17 protein-coding genes are annotated in these 19,630 nt (G+C 39.3%); 12 read left to right on the top strand and 5 right to left on the bottom strand.

All coding sequences use genetic code 11. The features are described from left to right. Positions 1-4: 4 nt before the first annotated feature. From J0H12_00855 to rmuC, 3 genes are read right to left on the bottom strand one after another with little or no spacing between them, the layout of a single operon-like run. A complete protein-coding gene (locus tag J0H12_00855; GenBank protein MBN9412463.1) occupies positions 5-1,831 on the bottom strand; it encodes an ABC transporter substrate-binding protein in 1,827 nt (608 codons plus the stop codon). Between the two features lie 9 nt (positions 1,832-1,840). After that, positions 1,841-2,377, bottom strand: a complete 537-nt coding sequence (locus J0H12_00850; GenBank protein ID MBN9412462.1) for a cytochrome c family protein — start codon at positions 2,375-2,377, stop codon at positions 1,841-1,843. Further along, complete coding sequence (rmuC, locus tag J0H12_00845; protein ID MBN9412461.1) at positions 2,370-3,797, bottom strand: DNA recombination protein RmuC; 1,428 nt, start codon at positions 3,795-3,797, stop codon at positions 2,370-2,372. Before rmuC ends, J0H12_00850 begins: the two co-directional genes overlap by 8 nt. Before the next feature lie 153 nt (positions 3,798-3,950). Here rmuC and J0H12_00840 point away from each other — a divergent pair, with 153 nt between their 5' ends. The 7 genes from J0H12_00840 (at position 3,951) to J0H12_00810 (ending at position 12,988) form a co-directional block, all read left to right on the top strand. Beyond that, positions 3,951-5,216: a nucleoside:proton symporter gene (locus J0H12_00840; protein MBN9412460.1), complete on the top strand. Its 1,266-nt coding sequence runs from the start codon at positions 3,951-3,953 to the stop codon at positions 5,214-5,216. Positions 5,217-5,226: 10 nt separating this feature from the next. Then, on the top strand, positions 5,227-6,273 hold the full coding sequence (locus J0H12_00835) for a metal-dependent hydrolase (protein ID MBN9412459.1): 1,047 nt from the start codon (positions 5,227-5,229) through the stop codon (positions 6,271-6,273). Between the two features lie 5 nt (positions 6,274-6,278). Continuing rightward, positions 6,279-6,731: a tRNA (cytidine(34)-2'-O)-methyltransferase gene (locus J0H12_00830; GenBank protein MBN9412458.1), complete on the top strand. Its 453-nt coding sequence runs from the start codon at positions 6,279-6,281 to the stop codon at positions 6,729-6,731. Further along, positions 6,724-7,593, top strand: a complete 870-nt coding sequence (gene hemF, locus J0H12_00825) for an oxygen-dependent coproporphyrinogen oxidase (GenBank protein MBN9412457.1) — start codon at positions 6,724-6,726, stop codon at positions 7,591-7,593. The genes J0H12_00830 and hemF overlap by 8 nt, the downstream gene beginning before the upstream one ends. A gap of 124 nt (positions 7,594-7,717) precedes the next feature. Then, positions 7,718-8,647 (top strand): alpha/beta hydrolase, encoded by a 930-nt coding sequence (locus tag J0H12_00820; GenBank protein ID MBN9412456.1) that lies wholly within the window; start codon positions 7,718-7,720, stop codon positions 8,645-8,647. Positions 8,648-8,828: 181 nt separating this feature from the next. Beyond that, positions 8,829-11,216, top strand: a complete 2,388-nt coding sequence (locus tag J0H12_00815; protein ID MBN9412455.1) for a hypothetical protein — start codon at positions 8,829-8,831, stop codon at positions 11,214-11,216. A gap of 140 nt (positions 11,217-11,356) precedes the next feature. Beyond that, on the top strand, positions 11,357-12,988 hold the full coding sequence (locus J0H12_00810) for a hypothetical protein (protein ID MBN9412454.1): 1,632 nt from the start codon (positions 11,357-11,359) through the stop codon (positions 12,986-12,988). Between the two features lie 123 nt (positions 12,989-13,111). On the opposite strand, the gene J0H12_00805 is transcribed toward J0H12_00810, so the two are convergent. Further along, positions 13,112-13,519, bottom strand: a complete 408-nt coding sequence (locus J0H12_00805) for a hypothetical protein (protein ID MBN9412453.1) — start codon at positions 13,517-13,519, stop codon at positions 13,112-13,114. Positions 13,520-14,473: 954 nt separating this feature from the next. On the opposite strand from J0H12_00805, the gene J0H12_00800 reads away from it, so the two are divergent. The 5 genes from J0H12_00800 to dapE are packed head-to-tail and all read left to right on the top strand — an operon-like array spanning position 14,474 to position 18,935. Then, on the top strand, positions 14,474-15,409 hold the full coding sequence (locus J0H12_00800; GenBank protein MBN9412452.1) for a hypothetical protein: 936 nt from the start codon (positions 14,474-14,476) through the stop codon (positions 15,407-15,409). Positions 15,410-15,413: 4 nt separating this feature from the next. Next, positions 15,414-16,541, top strand: a complete 1,128-nt coding sequence (mnmA, locus tag J0H12_00795; protein MBN9412451.1) for a tRNA 2-thiouridine(34) synthase MnmA — start codon at positions 15,414-15,416, stop codon at positions 16,539-16,541. Continuing rightward, a complete protein-coding gene (locus tag J0H12_00790; GenBank protein MBN9412450.1) occupies positions 16,538-16,972 on the top strand; it encodes a DUF192 domain-containing protein in 435 nt (144 codons plus the stop codon). The genes mnmA and J0H12_00790 overlap by 4 nt, the downstream gene beginning before the upstream one ends. Then, positions 16,969-17,805: a 2,3,4,5-tetrahydropyridine-2,6-dicarboxylate N-succinyltransferase gene (dapD, locus tag J0H12_00785; protein MBN9412449.1), complete on the top strand. Its 837-nt coding sequence runs from the start codon at positions 16,969-16,971 to the stop codon at positions 17,803-17,805. The genes J0H12_00790 and dapD overlap by 4 nt, the downstream gene beginning before the upstream one ends. Further along, positions 17,805-18,935 carry a succinyl-diaminopimelate desuccinylase gene (gene dapE, locus J0H12_00780; GenBank protein ID MBN9412448.1) on the top strand — a complete coding sequence of 377 codons (1,131 nt, stop codon included), beginning with the start codon at positions 17,805-17,807 and terminating at the stop codon, positions 18,933-18,935. The genes dapD and dapE overlap by 1 nt, the downstream gene beginning before the upstream one ends. A gap of 2 nt (positions 18,936-18,937) precedes the next feature. Here dapE and J0H12_00775 read toward each other — a convergent pair whose 3' ends face one another. Further along, positions 18,938-19,630, bottom strand: a complete 693-nt coding sequence (locus J0H12_00775) for a MarC family protein (GenBank protein ID MBN9412447.1) — start codon at positions 19,628-19,630, stop codon at positions 18,938-18,940.

The raw sequence follows: 19,630 nt of genomic DNA, 5'->3' as shown, positions 1-19,630 counted from the left end.
AAAATTAACTCGCCTTTTCAGCATCAGCACTCCACCATGCATAAAAATCTATTCCGTAAGGGGGTATTATTGAGGGGTGTTCTAATTTTTTCCAGTAAGCAATTGAATCTTTTTCACGATACCATGCAGGAATAACGTAATGCCCCCACAATAAAAGTCGATCTAAGACTCGACAATAATTAATTAAATCAGCGCGATTAGTTGCATTCACTAAGCTTTCAATAACCTCATCAATAATAGGGCTCTTTATACCCGCATAATTTCTACTTCCTTGACTATTTGCGCTTGAGGAAGACCAAAATTCACGTTGTTCATTACCTGGAGAAATACTCTGAGAAAAAGTCATAAAAATCATATCATAATCAAATGTATCAATTCGCCTCGCATATTGAGACGTATCAATAATGCGTATTTTTGCCTTAATCCCCAATCGTTTTAGATTTTTTACAAATCCTTGGATTACTCTTTCTAAATTAGGAAGCGCAAGAAGAATTTCGAATTCGAAAGGTTGTCCTGTCTCTCGATGAGTCAGCACACCATTTTTAATGTTCCACCCTGCTTGTTCAAAGAGCTTTTTAGCCTCATTGAGGTTTTGACGAATATTCCCCGATCCATCTGTTTTTGGCGCTTTATATTCACTTGTAAAAACCTCCTCCGGAATTCTCCCTCGGTATTTCTCAAGAACATTCAGTTCTGCTGGCGAAGAAACCCCTGAAGATGCAAGGTCAGATCCTGGGAAATAGCTTTGAATTCTAGTATAGGCATTATAGAAAATGTTCTCATTAATCCATTCGAAATCCAAAAAATATCCAAGAGCTTGACGGACTTTACTATCTTGAAAGAAAGGGCGACGAAGGTTAAAAACAATCCCCTGCATGACTCGAGGATTTTTGTTTTCAATCTCTTTACGAACAATTTTTCCTTCTTGTGCAGCAGGAAATTTATACTCTTCAGCCCACCTTTTCGCAGAATTTTCTAACCTTAAATCGTAATCTCCTCGCTTAAAGGACTCAAACATAACCGTATCATCTCGATAATATTTATAGGTAATATAATCAAAATTATAACGCCCAACGTTGATTGGAAGTTTCTCACCCCACCACCCTTTAACACGTTCATAAGTAACGATATCACCTGGCTTAAAATGACTAATTTTATAAGGTCCATTTCCTAAAGGGGGCGTTAGATCAGCTTTCTCAAATCCATGTTTTGTATAAAATGCTTTAGAAATAAGAGGGAATTGCCCAATAATTTGAATGATTTCCTTACTCGCATTAGGTCGCAAAATAAATTTAAGACGACGCGTCGTTAGTTTTTCAATTTTTACTACATCTTGATAATATGTTTTATAATAAGGCTGCCCACGGTCTCTTAGGGTGTTAAAACTATAGACGACATCATCCACCGTTAAAGAGGAACCATCATGGAAACTTATGCCTTCTCGCATCGTAAAAATAATCCATGTTCTATCGGGGGCTACCTCCATTGATTCAGCCGCATAACAATAAGCAGATGAAGGTTCATCCATAGACGGAGCCGTCAGCGTGACGAACAATAAAGAAGGATAGAAAGGCGTTATTCCTGCGGCCGGTTGGCCTTTCACCACAAAAGGATTAAAACTATCGAATGTTCCCAGAACCCCCACATTAAATGTCCCCCCTTTGGGAGCTTTTTCGTTAACGTATGAAAAACTTTTGAAATCTTGAGAATATTTTAAAGGCTCTCCATATAAAGTAATTCCATAGAGAGGACTTGCTTCTTCTTGAGTTTGAGCTAGCTGCCCCATTAAGTATGATATTAAAACGATGCTATACGCGCACTTTTTAAACATGGAACTCCTTTAAGGTAAGGGTTTAAGGGTATCGCTCAACGTTCGCAAATATGCAATAAGATCTGCGCGTTCTTGTCCTTTTTTAAGGCCTGCGAAAGCCATTTTTGTCCCTGGTATAAATTTTTGTGGTTTATAGAGATAATGATTCAAATTTTCATAAGTCCATTCTCCTTTATGCCCTTTAAAGGCAGAGGAATAAGCAAAACTATCTGAATGGGCTACTTTGTTTCCAACGATATTCCAAAGATTCGGTCCAACCTTATTTGCCCCACTTTTTTCAAACGTGTGACATTGTAAACATTTTTTTGCGATGTTTTGACCATTTTCAGCACTCGCTTTTGCAAGAAGTGGCTCAACAGCCTCAATGATTTCTTCTGTCGTTGCCGCAGTTTGTGAAGCACTTTCTTCTGCAACATCAATTTGATAGACATCCTTAGCAAGCCATGTTGGCGCAACAAGCCAATCTGCGATTTTTTGACTTACCATTCCTATAAGCAAAGCAAGAAGAATCGCACATAATCCCTTATTAAGCTCGAAACTATCCATGAATTACTTTACCGTCTCCACTTTCATTTTCCCCCGAAATAACAAGCTGTGGTTTTTTAGCAAGGTTTTCATTTTGTCCATCAGCCCTTAGCTCTAATGCTTGCACTTCTCGTGTTACACTTTCAATTTGCGGAAGTACAGGTATTTCTTCAAGAGAATTCGCAACTTCCAGAGTTTTAAGACGACGTGCACTCGGTAAAACTCGACTTTCTAACGAAGCAACCGTACTATTATAAGCCTTCACGGCCCCATTAATTGTTTGACCAAGACGCGCAATATGCCCGCCCATATCGGATAATCTTTTGTACAAATCGCGTCCTTCTTGACTAATTTCTCGCGCATTTTCAGCAAGGGCTTCTTGGCGCCATCCGTAGGCAATTGCATGTAATAAAGCAATTAAAGTTGACGGCGTTGCAAGCATTACTTTTCGCTCAACTCCCACTTCGATAAGAGTTGGATCTTGTTCCAAAGCCGCACTAAAAAAAGTTTCTCCCGGAAGAAATAACACAACAAATTCTGGAGTCTCAGAATTTTTAAACTGATCCCAATAAGAGCGCTGACTTAATTCTTGAATATGTGCTCTCACTTGTCGCGCATGATCTTTCAAAAAAGATTGCCGCTGACTTTCATCAGAAACCTCTAAAGATGCAAGATAGGCTGCAAGAGGGGCTTTTGCATCAATAACAATTTTCTTCCCTCCTGGAAGATTGATAATCATATCGGGACGAAAACGCGTTTCATCCGCAATGATCGTATTTTGTTCAATAAAATCACAATGAGAACTCATCCCGCTCATTTCAACGACGCGCCTTAATTGCATTTCTCCCCATCGTCCTCGAATGTGCGGTGTTTTTAAAGCTTTCACCAAATTAGCCGTCTCAAGACGAAGATCTTTTTGTGTCACGGCTAATTCATGAATCTGATGCCGTAAGACTTCAAACGTACTAATTCTCGTTTTCTCAAGTGCCTCAAGTTTTTGATCAACACTTGAAAGGGATGTTTTTATAGGAGCTAACAATTCGTGGATGGCTTGTTGTTTTTCTTTTAATTCTCCTTTTGCATTTTCTTGCAAACGCTCAAAAGTACTTTTCGCAAGATCTAAAAATGTCCGATTATTTCGCTCAAGAGCTTGCGCTGAAAGAGCATAAAAAGAATTTGAAAGCTCTACTTTTGCTTGCTCAAGAAGAGCAAGTTTTTCTGAAAATTGTTGGCGTTCTTGACGTAAAATCGTTTCAAGTTCTGCCGCACGAATTTGTGATTCTCGACTCTTGACTTCAAGCTGCGTCCTCTCTCTTCGGGTCTCAAGCACTTCATTTTTTAGATCTCGATATTGATGACGAAAGACCCGCCATAAAATTAAAAAAGTCACCAAAGATCCAGCACATAAGCTCCCTAAAGAAATAAAAATCAACTTCTCCATAATAATGGATCCTCTATTTTCTGAGTTTTTTTGTAAAACTCAAATAATTTGCATAAATGCTAACTTTGCGTTATGAAGCAATATGGACTACTCTTGTAAATAAGTCTATACGAGTCTGAAATTAGCTTAATTTTTGCACTTTGGGAGATTTTAATGACCTCGCTCGCGTCTATACTTCAAGCAATTTTGGGACTCTCTGTCTTTTTATTTTTCTCATGGCTTATCAGTGAGAATCGCCGAAATGTTAATTTCAAATTCACTTTTATTGGCATTTCTGCGCAATTTATTCTTGCTTTTCTCATTATGAAAATCGACATCATCAATAAAGCCTTTCTTCTTATCAGCAGAGGTATTGGGACCTTGAAAGATGCCACTTGCGAAGCGACCAAATTTGTTTTTGGTTATCTAGGAGGTGGAACAGTTCCTTTTTTGATAGATGATAGCGCCTCAACTTTTATATTTGCTTTTCAGGCACTTCCTATGTTGATCGTGATTAGTGCTATTTCAATGCTTCTCTTTCATTGGCGTATTTTACCTTTTCTTGTCCGCGGTTTTTCTTTAGTTTTACAGCGAACTTTAAATGTTGGAGGCGCTCTTGGGGTTTGCGCTGCTGCCAAGGTATTTTTAGGACAAACTGAAGCACCACTTCTCATTCGGCCTTATTTCACAAAATTGAGCCGCAGTGAATTATTTTCCGTCATGACTGCGGGTATGGCAACAACTTCTGCCTCTATTATGGTCGTATACAGCACCATTCTCGAAAATACAGTAGATAATCCTATTAGCCACATTCTAACTGCGTCAATCATTAGCATTCCTGCCGCCATCACTATTTCGCGTTTAATGGTGCCTCAAGCAGAGACCCCTTCTAGTGGAGAACTTATCAATCCTTATAATTTTTCAGGCTCAATGGATGCTATTTCTCAAGGCGCAAGCGATGGTATGAAACTTTACTTGAATATCATTGCAATGTTAATCGTGACTTTAGCTCTTGTGGCTCTTGTTAATACAATTTTGGAATGCTTTCCGAATATTGCAGGAGCGCCAATAACTCTACAACGAATTTTAGGCCTCATGATGTCTCCTGTGACGTGGCTGATGGGGATTTCATGGAATGAAGCCAGTATTGCTGGAAATCTTCTTGGAACCAAAACTGTTCTAAACGAAGTGATTGCCTTTATCGAATTGGCGGCATTACCAAAACACCTTCTAAGTAAACATAGCGATCTTATTATGGTTTATGCTCTTTGTGGTTTTGCGAATCTCTCGAGTATTGGCATTCAAATTGGAGGCCTCGGTACTATGGCTCCTGAGAGAAGAAGTGAAATTATTGCTCTTGGGTTCAAAGCTGTTATTGCAGGCACATTATCAAGCTGTATGAGTGGTACAATCGTTGGAATTCTATATTGGGTGGGGTAAAATATTTCAAATGGATCTCGTCACACATAGCCTTTTAGGGGCAACAATTGGTCAAGCTGGCTTTCAGAAAAAACTCGGTCGTCCTGCCCTTCTTTGGGGAGGTTTAGGCGCACTCGTTCCTGATCTTGATGTGATTATTGGATATATTACGAACCCCATTGCTAACTTAAAATATCATCGGGGCATCACTCATTCTCTTTGGTTTGGCCCTTTAGTTGGCATGTTTCTTGGTTATTTCATTTGGCGTCATTACACAAAAAAACGTCGACTTTATAAACATCCACAAGGGGGTCGAGAATGCTTATTTTCATGGATGTTATTGATGAGTTTAGTTCTTCTTACACATCCTTTACTTGACCTTTTTACAGGCTACGGAACACAATTATTGGCCCCTTTTTCAAATCACCGATATGCTATTAATGCTGTCTCTATTATCGATTGGCGATACACTTTCCCTCTTTTTCTCGCCGTCATGGTAGGGATCTTCAGGTCAAATGGGCGACCTCTTTTTCTAGCTCAACCCTTAGCTATCTTAGCCCTATTTTTTTCAACAGCCTTCCTTTTTTATGGATGGCACCTGAACAATAAAGCTCTTGCCTATGCACGTGAGGATCTAAACGCACGCCACCAAGCAGTTTCAGATCTTCAGAGTTATCCTCTTCTGTTCCAACCTTACAGACGCCATGTCGTTGCTCGAGAAGGTCGCAATGTATGCGTAACAGAAGTTAATACTCTCACGCCTCACCCTTTAACATGGCAATGCGCTCAAGAACCTGACACCCCTCAAATTAATTACCTTAAACAATCCTCTATTGGAAAAATATTTGAATGGTTTGCCGAACATCAGACGTTTGCTGAAATTACAAAGACCGATAGAGAAATTAAAGTACGACTTTATGATCTACGATATCCTCTTTTAGACTTTCCCTTGAAAGGAATGTTGGGAATTGAAGCTGTCTGGGATCAAGGCATCATGCAAAATCCTCCTCACTTTTTTCAACAGCATCCCCATTTTTCACTCAAAAATTTCTTAAAGCTTTGGAAGGTTGGTACTTAAAAACCGTGAGAATTGCTCTTTATCAACCTGAAATTCCACAGAATACGGGCACATTGCTTCGGTTAGGGGCATGTCTTAATGTTGGGCTCGATATTATTGAACCTTGCGGCTTTGTCTTTTCCGATCAACGATTACAGCGTTCCGGGATGGATTATATTCAAGAATGCGATTATCGTCGCCATCCTTCATGGGTAGATTTCTACCAAAATTGCAAAACTCGTCTTATACTTCTAACGCCAGCTGCCCAAACCCCTTATTATGATTTTGCATTTCAATCAGATGATACATTATTACTTGGCCGTGAAAGTGATGGCGTTCCCTCAGACGTGGCCACTTTATGCCCTTACCATCTTCAAATTCCCATGATCCCCAGGCGTCGTTCTATTAATATAGCTATCGCCGCCTCAATGGTCTTAGGAGAAGCTCTTCGCCAAATAAAAGGATTCCCTCATGCTTAACCAGGCTCAAAAACGTGATTTGTCTCTTGAACCTCAAAAACAAGCTCGTTCCTGGTTTGAAACCTTAAGAGATCAAATCTGTCAAGCTTTCGAAAATATTGAAGAAGAATATGCTTCCCGTCATCCCAGCACAAAGCCGGGAAAATTTATTCAAACTCCCTGGCAACGAACAGAGGGAGGCGGCGGTGTCATGTCTTTAATGCATGGCTGTGTATTTGAAAAAGTGGGTGTCAACGTCTCAACCGTATGGGGAAAATTTAATTCAGCCTTCAGTCGAGAAATACCCGGGACTGAACAAGATCCCACTTTTTGGGCTTCAGGAATTTCTCTTGTCGCCCACATGTGTTCTCCCTTAGTCCCTGCTGTTCATATGAATACCCGCCATATTGTAACTCAAAAATCTTGGTTTGGCGGAGGCGTAGATCTCACACCTTACTATCCCTACCAAGAAGATATCGATTTTTTTCATGATGCTTTAAAAAGCTCTTGCGACAAACATAACTCCACCTACTATCCAGACTTTAAAAAAGCTTGCGATGACTATTTTTATTTACCTCATCGCCAAGAACCTCGAGGAGCTGGAGGTATTTTTTACGATTATCTTAATACAAATAACTGGCAGAATGATTTTACTTTTACTCAAGATGTGGGAAAAACTTTTTTAAAAATTTATCCTCAGATTGTGCGTCATCGCATGTTTGAACAGTGGATACCAGAACAACGACGTTATCAACTCATGAGACGAGGACGTTATGTTGAATTTAACTTACTTTATGATCGTGGCACTCGTTTTGGCCTTCAAACGGGTGGCAATATTGACGCAATTTTAATGTCTCTTCCTCCTCAAGTTGAATGGCCTTAGAATTACCCCCAAGCCCTTATTTTATTCAAATCAATCAACACGTATTCTCTTTTATCTTATTAAAATTGATTTAATGACGTTAATAGTTTATTAATAAAGGTAAAGTGATTTGAAAGAATCTCCTATGCATAGTTGGCAATTTTATAGTTTAGAAACACTTTTAAGCCTTCCCTTTAATCGTATACTTAAAGACGAATCTGATTTATTTAGAGTCAGAAAATTATTTGAAACACTCACGTCAAAATACACCCACCCGAGTATTAATTGGCGCCCTCTTAAGATGGGGAAAATCCCCGCAGAAGTTCACACCCCACAGAACGGAAATTTTTCTTCTGTAACCCTTTATCTTCATGGAGGGGGATATTTCATGGGGTCACCTCAAACGCACAGAAGTTATCTTAGTTATTTCAGCCATCTTACAAATTCGCGTGTCTATGTTATCGATTATCGTCTAGCCCCTGAACATCCTTTCCCTTCAGCATTACAAGATGCTGTCGCCGCTTATAACTGGTTACTAGATATTTACCACCCACAAGAAATCATCATTGCAGGTGAATCTGCAGGAGGAGGACTTACATTAGCAACTCTAGGAGTTTTAAAATCAGCTAAAACTCCGTTGCCAAGTGCTGCTGTATGTATTTCACCATGGACAGATTTAGCTTTAACTGGAGACACATTAGAAGAAAATAAAAGAAAAGATTCTCTTGTCCCCGTAGAAGTTCTACCTTTTGTTGCCAAATCCTACTTAAAGAATATTTCTCCTCATGAGCCTTTGGCTTCGCCTCTTTATGCAGATCTTAAGGGCTATCCTCCTCTCTATCTTCAAGTCAGTAATTCAGAAGTTTTCTTATCCGATGCCCTTCGATTGGCCCAAAAAGCTGAAGAACAAGGCGTAAAAGTTATTGTGGACGTATGGGAGGGAATGACACATGCTTGGCCTTTCTTTGCACGATTCCTTCCAGAAAGTAGGATAGCTCTTAAGAAAATATCTCATTTTATGAATGAGAATGTCAGTGCAGCCCCTTCTCACCACAAGATCATAAAATCAGCTTAAAAATAAGCTCTTTTTGTTTAAAAATTCTCACTTTTTAAAAATTTTTTATTTTCTAAGCGATATAAAAACAACTTAGTTAGATTACAATTATGCAAAGTTCCTTTGCCAAAAGGGAACTTCTTTCTCAAACCTCATGCCTATATCCTTATATCAAGAAACAATTTTTTGATGAGGTGATAACATGACTGTCTCTGGCCCCACATTAATAGCCGCCCTATTGATGGGCGATCCTCTTAACAAACCTAAAACACTTGAGGAAATCTCAAATGAGATTTTACAAACTCTTACTTTAGATCCTCCAGCTTTAAAAGAAATAGTGAAGAACTCTAATACAGCTTCCACCCTAATTGCTGGACCAAGTAATAGTTTAACAATCCGTGAAAATAACAGCAAAACAAGAGCTTTACGTTATGATAACTTGCCTATAAGAAAGCATATTACGTTAGATTCAAATACTGTTTTGGGGAACTCTCTTCACAGTGCTCATCCTCTCTTAATTCCCCCCATTGAAAGACTATCGCGAGAGAATATAAGTAAACAAACACATTCTACGCCCTTAAAAACAGCGTACAGTTTTACCACCACTCCTCTTTCTCCTATTAATCATGCAAATCTAAGTACTAATTCTACAATTTTAGCTTCGGGACCACGACAAAATAAGGGCTCTTCTATTACGAGAGAATCGACAAAAATACAAATAGATTCTCTTCAACAGACGACCATAACAAATGAAAATGTTGCCCTGCAAATTGCCGTTGAAGATCCTTTAACAATAAAAGAAGACGAGGTTACAACGTCAAATAATACAAACATGCCTATTCCTAAAGCTTCCATAATACCTGGGGATTCTAGCTCTCCACAAAAAAATCCCGTTGCTGAAGTAAAAAGGCATCTTCCGAAAAAGAAAGAAATTTTTACAACTGAAAATCAAATACTTATCAAAAATGTAGGAGAAGAACTTTCCCAAGCACTCGCAAGTCGCGCTAAAACTGAAACAACTCAAAATGAAGAGTGCCTTCAAAAAGAGGTTTCTTCTCAACAATCGGAAAACTCTAGAACCCTCAAACCTACAGAAATTTTGTCTGAAGTTGCGCAATCATCCAAACAGCAAAGAGATTTTCAAACAGACCTGCTCTCTTTGATTCAAACCACGAAACTAAAACCAATGGTGCCTCAAGAACCCAAACCATCTTTAACCGATCCTCTCACAAAGAAAGATGCTGTTATTAATACACTTCGCTCTCTTCATAAAAAAGGAGCTTCTTTCCTCAAGACATCTTCCCAATCTAAGCTTGAGAGTCCTAAAATTAAAACTCTAGATGAACTTAAAACAGAATTTGATACAGCAAAAGCCAGTGGTGCCGATAAATTCACGTTAAGAATTTTGTCAATGCAAATTCAAGAAGTCGAAAGCATGGCTCAAAAAGTCAGTCACAGCAAAAATGCCAATACTGCCACAGCCGAACATCAAGTAAAAAAGGTTACCCTCGCAGGAGAATCTAAAGAAAAATCATCACAGATACAAAAAGCTCTTAAAAAAGTTGATCCGACAAAAGATGAAGTAGTTCGTCAACGCATTCTTAAAGGAAATGGTCGCACCCAAAAAATTACCGAGCTTGAAGCAAACAATGCCCAAGCCCTTCATAAAGGAACTCTGTCTTATGAAGGACCTATTGTAATTCTGCAAGCTCCTGAAAAAGCAGAAGAAAGTAACACAATTCCTATAATACAAGCAGATGAAAATATAGAAAAAATGGCACCGATCTTCTCTTCAGAATTTTCTCTGGAATCTATATCAACAGCTTCACAAATGACAATCAGAACATCGCCAATTCTTCCATCTTCGTCTTTCGACGGGTTACTTGGTGCTTTAAAAAGAAACATCACGTCTAGGGAAGAAGAGGATGATAATAAGCCTCTTATTAAAGAAGAGATTTTGCAAACCTTCAAAGACCATCAGAATGATCTTGGGCTTTCAGAACAAGATTTAAGAATTTTAAGCGAGCAATCTTTAAATAATCTTCAACCTCTTATTGACGAATTCTATGACAAGAAAAAACAACAATGGGATTTTGATTTTGCGGATCAAGTATCAATTATGGCCTGTATAAAATCAAGCGAACAAGAAGAAGCTAAATCTTCTCAAAAAACGGTGAGCCGACTCAATCTTAAAAAGAGTGGGGGTCAGGACTTTTTGTCTTCCATTCGTGAGGCTCGCGGTATCATTGAGGGTGAAGTTGTGGCAACTTATCCTTCGGTTTTTGCTAAAAATTCAGTAGATAATACTATAATAGAGGCACCTAAAGCATCCAAAGAACCGAAAAAATTAAGCGCAAAATCTTTAGAAATCCGTGAGAAACTTTCTCAAAGAAAAGAAGAAACCACAGAAGGAAATTTGCTTGATCAAATTCGTAATAATAAACAGCTTATTAACTTGAAGAAAGCACCCTCAGCAGTTCCAACACCTGAAGAATTTACGCCAGAAGATACTCACTTAAAATCCGCCTTAATAGCTCATCGTCGCTCTATGAAAATGGAAGATGAACTAGATGATGAGTGGGAAGATTAATCTTGTCTTAATTCTCTTAGTAAACTAAAATTTCTTTCCAACGGTATGATAGAATATGAATAAATTTATTGACAAAAAGTCATAAGATCTTTATAAAATATCTTAAACTTGCTACATTAAATCTTTATTGAAGGAGCATTATGAAGAAAAATTTTTACTGGATTGTTGCAAGTTTATATATTTGCGCTTCCTTTGCCCAGGCTAGTGTCCCCCTTGAAGAAGAACTAAAGCCTATGCCTCATCATGCTCTAACCCGTTGTACTAAAGGTACAACCCTAAAAAATGAAAAGTCAGGAGTTCGAGTCATCACAAGCTCTTGCACCTCTGATCCTCAGGCTGAGACCCAATCTACTATTCCTGTAAAAAAATCATCTCTTGAAGCTACTTTTGAGGTAGTGCTTACGAAAGGAGGCCTTCGCATCGCTTTTTGCTCAAAAGACAAGAAAACTACTCTAGTCTCTGAGAGTTACGAAAAAATCGGCACTATCACCGGAAAATTAAGGCTTCCATCTGACTGCTCTACTAAAGAAGTTCGCCTTGTTTTTATGAATCATCTATCAAACCCAGGCGTATCTGAGTTTAATATTATAAGTTACAAGTTGTTTGAAGTTACTATTAAATCCCCCTCCCCAAGTCAAACAATTGTTAAAAATAGTCCCCCCCCGAAACAAATATCTCCAATTCCCACTGTTTTAGTTCTCGAAGAACCGAAACATTTACCTCTTGCCTTACATGGCAATAGTGACTCTCTTTCCGTCCACACCTCTCCCATCAATAAGTCTGGACAACCACAAGGTGAGTACATAATCGAGGGGAAAGACTTTAAACGGCAAGATGTGTCTGGAGACCGTATGCGGTGCTTCTTTAACTCTATGGGTCTTGATTTCACGAAACAAATTGAATTATTAAAACAGAATTCTAAGAATGTTTACATTCTTAAAATGATTGCTAATGAAATTATAAATGCAGCTCGTGCAAATTCTTCTGAACTTCCTGAAAGCTTAAAAACAGTTATTAACTTTAAGCTTTTCCAAGAAGAAATGAAAACTATTGATGAGCTTCGTGAAAAACGTAATAAAGCACTTGAAGCTCAATCTCCAGCCCCAGAAAAAAGAGACCCCAAACTCCTTTCTGATGAACTCAAAAATGTCGATCTTCTAGAAAATGAAGTGGTTGCCTCTTTAAGAGAAAGAGCCGAAACTGAAGACGCTTTCTTAACCTTTCTTAAGGATTATATAGGTAAAGGCAACATGATGGTTGCTGTTCCTGATGTTCAAGGTCAGGAAGGAGATAATCTTGATGGAAACTCTTGTTCAATCGACGCAATTGCTCTCTTGAACGAAATTGAACTGAGGATTTATAGGCAGGACTACATTGATTTTGATGAGGCATTGAAAATGCTTCAAATAAATGTTGATGACTTCTATAAAAATGCGTTTATTCAGAAATTAAAAGAACTTAAAAAGAATGGTTCTAAGGATCCGTTGAACCCTGCAGCTTTGGAGAAATTAAAAGGACTTCAAGAAAGTGATATTGATAAGCTAACGGCAACTAATGCCGAACAGATATTAAAAGATCTTTGGGTCCCTGTTATACGCGTCATGAACGACGCTGCCATTGCTGAGTTAAAGAAACGAAACATAAATATTTATTCTCCCCACCTCCAGTTAACTCATAAATTTATTCCGAAAGGAGCAAAAAAGGTCGCTTGCATTTATCATGAGGGTGCCCATTTCCAAGCTCTTATTCCTGCTCTATCTCAAAAAAAGTGAAATGAGTTTATTGATTATTATAGGGATGAACTTATGTCTTAGGTTTTAAAGATGATATCTAGGAATAAATTTCTTTTTATTTATTCCTAGATTTTCATCCTAACATGCCGCCAATTTTAAGGGTTATACCCCTTCTTGACGCACAAGTTTTAGAGATGCCTTTTTCTTTCTTTTTTGAGATTCTTTAGGAAGCATAGAACAAGTGGGCCTTCTGGATAATTTTTTAATTTTTCTCTCTTCTCTTTCTAATAAATCCCTTGTGTTTAAGTTTACTTTCGTCTCTTGCTTCTCCCACAGAAAAATGCCGACCAATACCTCTGTTTTCCCAAGAATTCCTATATTTATCAGAAGATTATTTCTTTTATGTCTCGTCCCCCATTTTTGAAATCTATCAATTCTGTGGCTTAATCTTTGATGATGGAAATTTCTAATCCCACCTATTGAAACTCGTTCCTCTTCATTATTTTTCTTCTTTATTGGCTTATTTATCATTTCAATTTGATCTTTTTGGATAGATACTTTTCTTATCATTTTCTGCCTCCCTCTATTTTTATAATTAGCTATTCACTCATTCAAGCTGCTCACTTTTTAGAAGAATTTTACTTTATTTCTAAAGGAGCAACAGAAGTAAAAATTCAAAGATTCCATAAAAAGACTTACTGTTTCTCTCTCTTAATTTTTATATTCGTCAGACAGCGATGACGTCCTTCTGGCACCTACTCACCACTGTCAGGTTGCCTGAGATCCGCGGCACAAGGCCAAGGATGACCGAGAGGGAGAAAGACTTTAAGCTCGTCACTTTTTAATATTTGATTCTGTTCCATTTCCTTCCCTTTTCTTCCCTTCATCTCGATAAAGCCCAAGGATTCTTCTCTTTCCGGGCCTCTGTCTGCATAATTTTAATTCTATTCAGAGTTACTCCGAGGATGACAAACGAGAGATTGCTCCCTATCTCTCTTTTCAAAGAGTGCTTTCACCACTCAACCTTCCTCCTTTTTTAGAACCTATGGGACCTCTCCAACGAGCCTTTGCGCCCCTGACCTGCGTCATTCTCGGACTTGCACCGTGCCTGTCACACACATTGAGGGCTTTTCCTTCTCTTTCATCAAACAAAGAGAGGGTATTCGCTCAAAAAAGAGCATTAAAAAAGCTTTGTCATTTAATAATCTAGGTTGTTAGCCCTGTTTTACTTATTTTTTTAGATGATTTCAGAAATGAAGTGAAAGAATTACAAGGACTTGTAAGATCCATGCAAGAGAAGAGTCATCCCTGCCCATCTCTTAATAGACTATCATAACAAGATACAAAAATCAAGTAAATTCACCCTGTTTTTCCTAATTACTCTCCTTATTTATAAAATAATGTCGTATATTTGGAGGCTTCATGATATTATTTCGGTGCAGTATTATCCTAAATTAATGTTATTTTTCCGCTAAAAAGATTAAGTTATCCTTTAAGCGTCTCACCAAAGGAATTTGTCCCCTCATGTCTTTGCCTTCTTATCTTCAAGAAAAAATAACCCTGCTTCTTAAAGAAGCCTCAACCACTCAATTACAGCAAGCTCGACAAGCTGTGACATCACGCTACAAAACTCATCACCAATCTTCTTTTCAAACTCAGGAAGAACGGCTTTCTTATTTAGCTACGCGCCTTCCAGCCATTTATGCTGTCGCCTCTTGGGTGTTGGAAAAAATTAAACCTTACTCTTTAAAGTTAACCTCCCACCTCGATTTAGGGACAGGGCCTGGTACGATTTTCTTTGCCGTCCAAACGCTTTTTCCATCCATCCAAAAAAATACGCTGCTGGAAAAAGATCCCTCTCTTATTCAACTTGGGAAGCAATTGACTCCTTCTGATTTCTCTGCAACCTGGCATCTTCAAAATCTTCAAATGACACCCTCTTTTGACGAGGCGGATCTCGTCACCATCTCCTATGTCCTCAATGAATTAGAAGATCCTTCTTTGCTTATTTTAAGAGCCTGGGAGGCAACAAAACACTTTTTAGTCCTTATTGATCCTGGCACCCCCTATGGCTTTTCTAAGCTTAAATCCGCTCGTGAAATCCTCATTCAACAAGGGGCCTTTATTTTAGCGCCTTGTTCTCATGAAGCACCCTGTCCGATGGAAGCGAAAGATTGGTGTCATTTCAAAGTAAATGTTCAAAGGCCTTCTTTTCACCAGAAAATCAAACAAAGCCCGAAAGGTTTTGAGGAAGAAAAATTCAGTTATTTAATTGCCGCAAAACAATCATATCAACGTCAACAAGCGCGCATTGTACGCAAACCCATAAAAGGTTCGGGCCATATTATACTTGATTTATGTGAGCCAAATGGCTTAAGACGGCAAGTGATTTCAAAAAAGAATATCTCCCACTATCATGAAGCTCGTCATGCAGAATGGGGCGATCCTTGGGATGAATAAAACGATGACCGATTATCTTTATCTTACAACGGAACCTTCAAAAACACGCGTTGTCGTGGCCATGTCGGGCGGGGTAGATAGCTCCGTCACAGCCGCTCTTTTAAAAGAACAAGGATACGATGTTGTGGGACTTACCATGCAACTTTATGATCATGGGGTTGCTGTTGATCGCAAAAAAGCATGCTGTGCAGGTCAAGACATTTATGATGCCCGTCAAGTTGCTCAACAAATTGGCATCCCTCACTATGTGCTTGATTATGAAAGCCGCTTCCAAGAATCCGTGATGGAAGATTTCGCGGATAGTTATTTACGAGGCGAGACTCCTATTCCTTGTGTTCAATGTAATCAAGAAGTAAAATTCAAAGACCTCTTGACGATGGCGCGAGATTTAGGCGGAGAAGTGCTGGCAACAGGTCATTATATCCGCTGGATGCCAGGACCTGAACTTCATCGAGCCGTCGATCTAAATCGCGATCAAAGTTACTTTTTATTTTCAACAACAAAAGAACAGCTTTCATTTCTACGCTTTCCTTTAGGAGGCATGCATAAACCTGAAGTCCGCATGCATGCCGAACGATTTGGCTTAAAAGTTGCAGAAAAGCCCGACAGTCAAGATATTTGCTTTGTTCCCAATGGTGATTATGCTCGTGTTGTTGAACGCTTGCGCCCAGGGGCTCTTGAAAGTGGCAACATTGTGCACATCGATGGCCATATTCTTGGTCATCATCAAGGCATCATTAATTATACGATAGGACAACGTAAAGGATTAGGGATCTCCAGTGAGGCAGGAACACCTTTGTATGTTGTCAAAGTAAATCCTGAAAAACATCAAGTGATTGTTGGCCCTAAAGAAGCTCTTGCTTGCCCGGAAGTTTATCTTAAAAATGTTAATTGGCTTGGCGAAATCCATGAAACAAATACAGCACACGAAGTTCTTGTTAAAATTCGTTCGGCTCAAGAACCTATTGCTGCATTACTTGAATTCACCTCTTCTCATACCGCAACGGTTCGCTTTAAAGAACCTGAATACGGTGTTTCACCTGGACAAGCTTGTGTCTTTTATAAAGGAGATCAAGTCCTTGGTGGCGGCTGGATTACAAAAGCTCCTTTGCTATTTGAAATACAATCGTGAAACTTTATTTTTGCCTTTTAAATTTTCTTATCTGTAGCCCTCTCTTTGCTGAAAATTCTGGAATTGTGTCTCTCATAACGACCACCCAAGAAATTGAATTTATGGTGGAAATTTCCTCGACAGAAAAAGAAAAAGCCCACGGCCTTATGTTTCGAAAATATCTTCACCCGAACCATGGGATGTTATTCCTTTATGATCCCCCCCGCTTCGCAAGATTTTGGATGAAAAATACCTATATTCCTTTGGATCTTATCTTTATTGATTCTCAAGATAAAATTGTTCAAATTTATGAGAAGGCAAAACCTCTCTCTCAAAAAATCATTCGTTCTCAACAACCGGTTAAAGCTGTCTTAGAATTATCCGCTGGAAGTGTTGCCAAATATAATATTAAACTTAATCAGATAATTAAGTTTCATAAGGATAAAGCATGAGTGCGCTACAAACGATTATTGACCAAGCTTGGGAAGAACGTGGGGTGTTGTCTCCAAGTTCCGTCTCTCAAGAAATCCAAGAAGCTATCCACCTGTCTCTTGCGGCTCTCGATAAAGGAGAAAACCGTATTGCCGAAAAAATCAAGGGACAATGGCACATCCATCAATGGCTTAAAAAGGCAATCTTACTCTCTTTCCGGATTCGTCCAAATTTAACATCTCCAGAAGGAATTGGGGGATCTTACGACAAAATTCTTCTTAAATATGGCGCATGGCAAGAAAAAGACTTTAAAGCCGCAAATTTTCGCGCTGTTCCGGGGGCAATTGTTCGTCATTCAGCTTATGTAGGGCCAGATGTTATTCTCATGCCCAGCTTTGTTAATGTCGGCGCTTACATCGACACAGGCACTATGATTGATAGTTGGGCGACAATTGGGTCGTGTGCGCAAATAGGAAAAAATTGTCACATTTCTGCGAATGTCCTGATTGGAGGCGTTCTTGAGCCTTTACAAGCAGATCCTGTTATTATTGAAGATCATTGTTTTATTGGAGCAGGAAGTTCAATTGCAGAAGGCGTCATTATTGAACAAGGAGCTGTGCTTGGCATGGGTGTCTCTATCAGTGCCTCAACGCCGATTGTAGATCGCACAAGTGGTGACATAAGTTATGGTCGTATTCCCGCCTATTCTGTTGTTGTGAGCGGAAGCCTTCCTCCTCGCGTTCCTTCATCCAATGGCCTACAACCTCATTTAAGTTGTGCCGTGATTGTTAAAACTGTTGATGAGAAAACGCGCAGTAAGACAGCCATTAATGACCTTTTGAGGGCCGTATAATGAACCTCCACGATCCTATTATCCTTACCCAACGACTTATTCAATGCCCGAGTATCACTCCCTTAAATGCCGGGGCTTTAGAAATTATTGAAACAGCTTTAAAAATTCTGGGTTTTACGTGTTATCGTCAACAATTCGATGATGTGGACAATCTTTATGCGAGACTTGGTGACCAAGCCCCAAATTTTTGTTTTGCAGGACATATTGATGTCGTTCCCACCGGGTCTCTCGCGTCCTGGACTTATCCTCCTTTTGATGGGAAAATTATAAACGGCATTCTGTATGGGCGGGGCACTGTTGATATGAAAGGAGGCATTGGTGCTTTTATCAGTGCGATTGCCCGTTTTCTTGAAAAATCAACTTTAAAGGGTTCGATTAGTTTTCTGCTCACCAGCGATGAAGAGGGCCCAGCCATCAACGGGACCCTTAAAATGCTTGAATGGTTAGACGGAAAAAGTGAAAAATTGGATGTGTGCCTTGTTGGAGAGCCTACTTCAGACCTCCAGGTTGGCGATATCATCAAATATGGAAGTCGCGGAAGCCTCAATACATCCCTAAAAATCCAAGGGACACAAGGGCACGTGGCTTACCCTGATTTAGCAGATAACCCCCTCCCGCGGCTTATCGAAACATTATCAAATGTTCTAGACAAGCCGTTAGATCAAGGCTGTCCGCATTTTCAACCTTCTAATGTTGAGATTACTTCTATTGATGTTGATAATGAGGCAACCAATATGATCCCTCAAGAAGCAACGGCTCGCTTTAACATCCGCTTTAATACGCTTCATACAAGTGCATCTCTTAAAGACCATATTCAAGAAATCTGTCGTCACCATGCAGGAGTGCATTCTTTAGATTTCCAAGGGAATGCAGAAGCCTTTGTAAGTTCCTCCGACGATTTTCTTCCCATGGTTATTCGCGCTATCGAGGCTATTACACCGATAAAAGTTAAGGCCAACACCTCAGGTGGCACCTCTGATGCGCGCTTTATTTATAAATATTGTCCTGTTCTTGAACTCGGCTTACGGAATCAAACAGCTCATAAAATTGACGAATGCGTCCCTCTTACCGATCTTGAATCTTTAACGCAAATGTATGAAAAGATTTTAAGGGGATATTTCGATCTTTAATTTTATTTCCCAAAAAGGGGCCATTTCTCAGGGGATTGAAGTGATTGAGGAGAGCCCACAGGTTTTAAAACATGCTCGATACTTTGCCCCAACCCATCAATAATAAATTGAACCGCTAGAGCTGCCAAAATAATCCCAAAAACGCGCCCCAAAACGTTACTACCCGTCACGCCTAATAATTTGCTCAGGGGTTCTGCTAACAATAAACAAACATACATAATTAAAACAACCAGCACTAAAACAGCGATAAGTCCAAGCTGCATCATGACATCACCCTCAACTTCTCGCATCAGGATGACAGCTGACACAAGGGCCCCAGGTCCTGCAATTAATGGAATCGCTAATGGAAACACAGAAATATCATCACGCTGCAAGGCTTCTCGTTGTTCATCTTGGGTTGTTGAACTAATCCCCGAATGACGAGCTACCACCATATCAATCGCCGCAAGGAGAAGCAAAATTCCGCCAGCAATACGGAAAGAAGGGATAGAAATTCCTAAAGAATCAAGAAGATAATCTCCCACAAACGCAAAAAGGAGCAATAGAATTAAGGAGATAATTGTCGCCTTACTCGCAATTTTCGCGCGCTGTGCTTTTGAATCTCCTCGCGTAAGTGCAATAAAAACGGGAATAACTCCGAAGGGATCAATGATGACAAATAATGTTATAAACGCCCCAGCTAAAAAATTGACCAC

This window comes from Candidatus Paracaedimonas acanthamoebae (assembly GCA_017307065.1).
Classification (GTDB): domain Bacteria; phylum Pseudomonadota; class Alphaproteobacteria; order Caedimonadales; family Caedimonadaceae; genus Paracaedimonas; species Paracaedimonas acanthamoebae_A.
This window is presented reverse-complemented; position numbering and strand designations above follow the sequence as displayed.

What these genes read in the sequence shown, in the direction of transcription:
- J0H12_00855 (MBN9412463.1), bottom strand. Translation starts at nt 1,831, where the DNA reads ATGTTTAAAAAGTGCGCGTATAGCATCGTTTTAATATCATACTTAATG.
- J0H12_00850 (MBN9412462.1), bottom strand. Translation starts at nt 2,377, where the DNA reads ATGGATAGTTTCGAGCTTAATAAGGGATTATGTGCGATTCTTCTTGCT.
- rmuC (MBN9412461.1), bottom strand. Translation starts at nt 3,797, where the DNA reads ATGGAGAAGTTGATTTTTATTTCTTTAGGGAGCTTATGTGCTGGATCT.
- J0H12_00840 (MBN9412460.1), top strand. Translation starts at nt 3,951, where the DNA reads ATGACCTCGCTCGCGTCTATACTTCAAGCAATTTTGGGACTCTCTGTC.
- J0H12_00835 (MBN9412459.1), top strand. Translation starts at nt 5,227, where the DNA reads ATGGATCTCGTCACACATAGCCTTTTAGGGGCAACAATTGGTCAAGCT.
- hemF (MBN9412457.1), top strand. Translation starts at nt 6,724, where the DNA reads ATGCTTAACCAGGCTCAAAAACGTGATTTGTCTCTTGAACCTCAAAAA.
- J0H12_00820 (MBN9412456.1), top strand. Translation starts at nt 7,718, where the DNA reads ATGCATAGTTGGCAATTTTATAGTTTAGAAACACTTTTAAGCCTTCCC.
- J0H12_00815 (MBN9412455.1), top strand. Translation starts at nt 8,829, where the DNA reads ATGACTGTCTCTGGCCCCACATTAATAGCCGCCCTATTGATGGGCGAT.
- J0H12_00810 (MBN9412454.1), top strand. Translation starts at nt 11,357, where the DNA reads ATGAAGAAAAATTTTTACTGGATTGTTGCAAGTTTATATATTTGCGCT.
- J0H12_00805 (MBN9412453.1), bottom strand. Translation starts at nt 13,519, where the DNA reads ATGATAAGAAAAGTATCTATCCAAAAAGATCAAATTGAAATGATAAAT.
- J0H12_00800 (MBN9412452.1), top strand. Translation starts at nt 14,474, where the DNA reads ATGTCTTTGCCTTCTTATCTTCAAGAAAAAATAACCCTGCTTCTTAAA.
- mnmA (MBN9412451.1), top strand. Translation starts at nt 15,414, where the DNA reads ATGACCGATTATCTTTATCTTACAACGGAACCTTCAAAAACACGCGTT.
- dapD (MBN9412449.1), top strand. Translation starts at nt 16,969, where the DNA reads ATGAGTGCGCTACAAACGATTATTGACCAAGCTTGGGAAGAACGTGGG.
- dapE (MBN9412448.1), top strand. Translation starts at nt 17,805, where the DNA reads ATGAACCTCCACGATCCTATTATCCTTACCCAACGACTTATTCAATGC.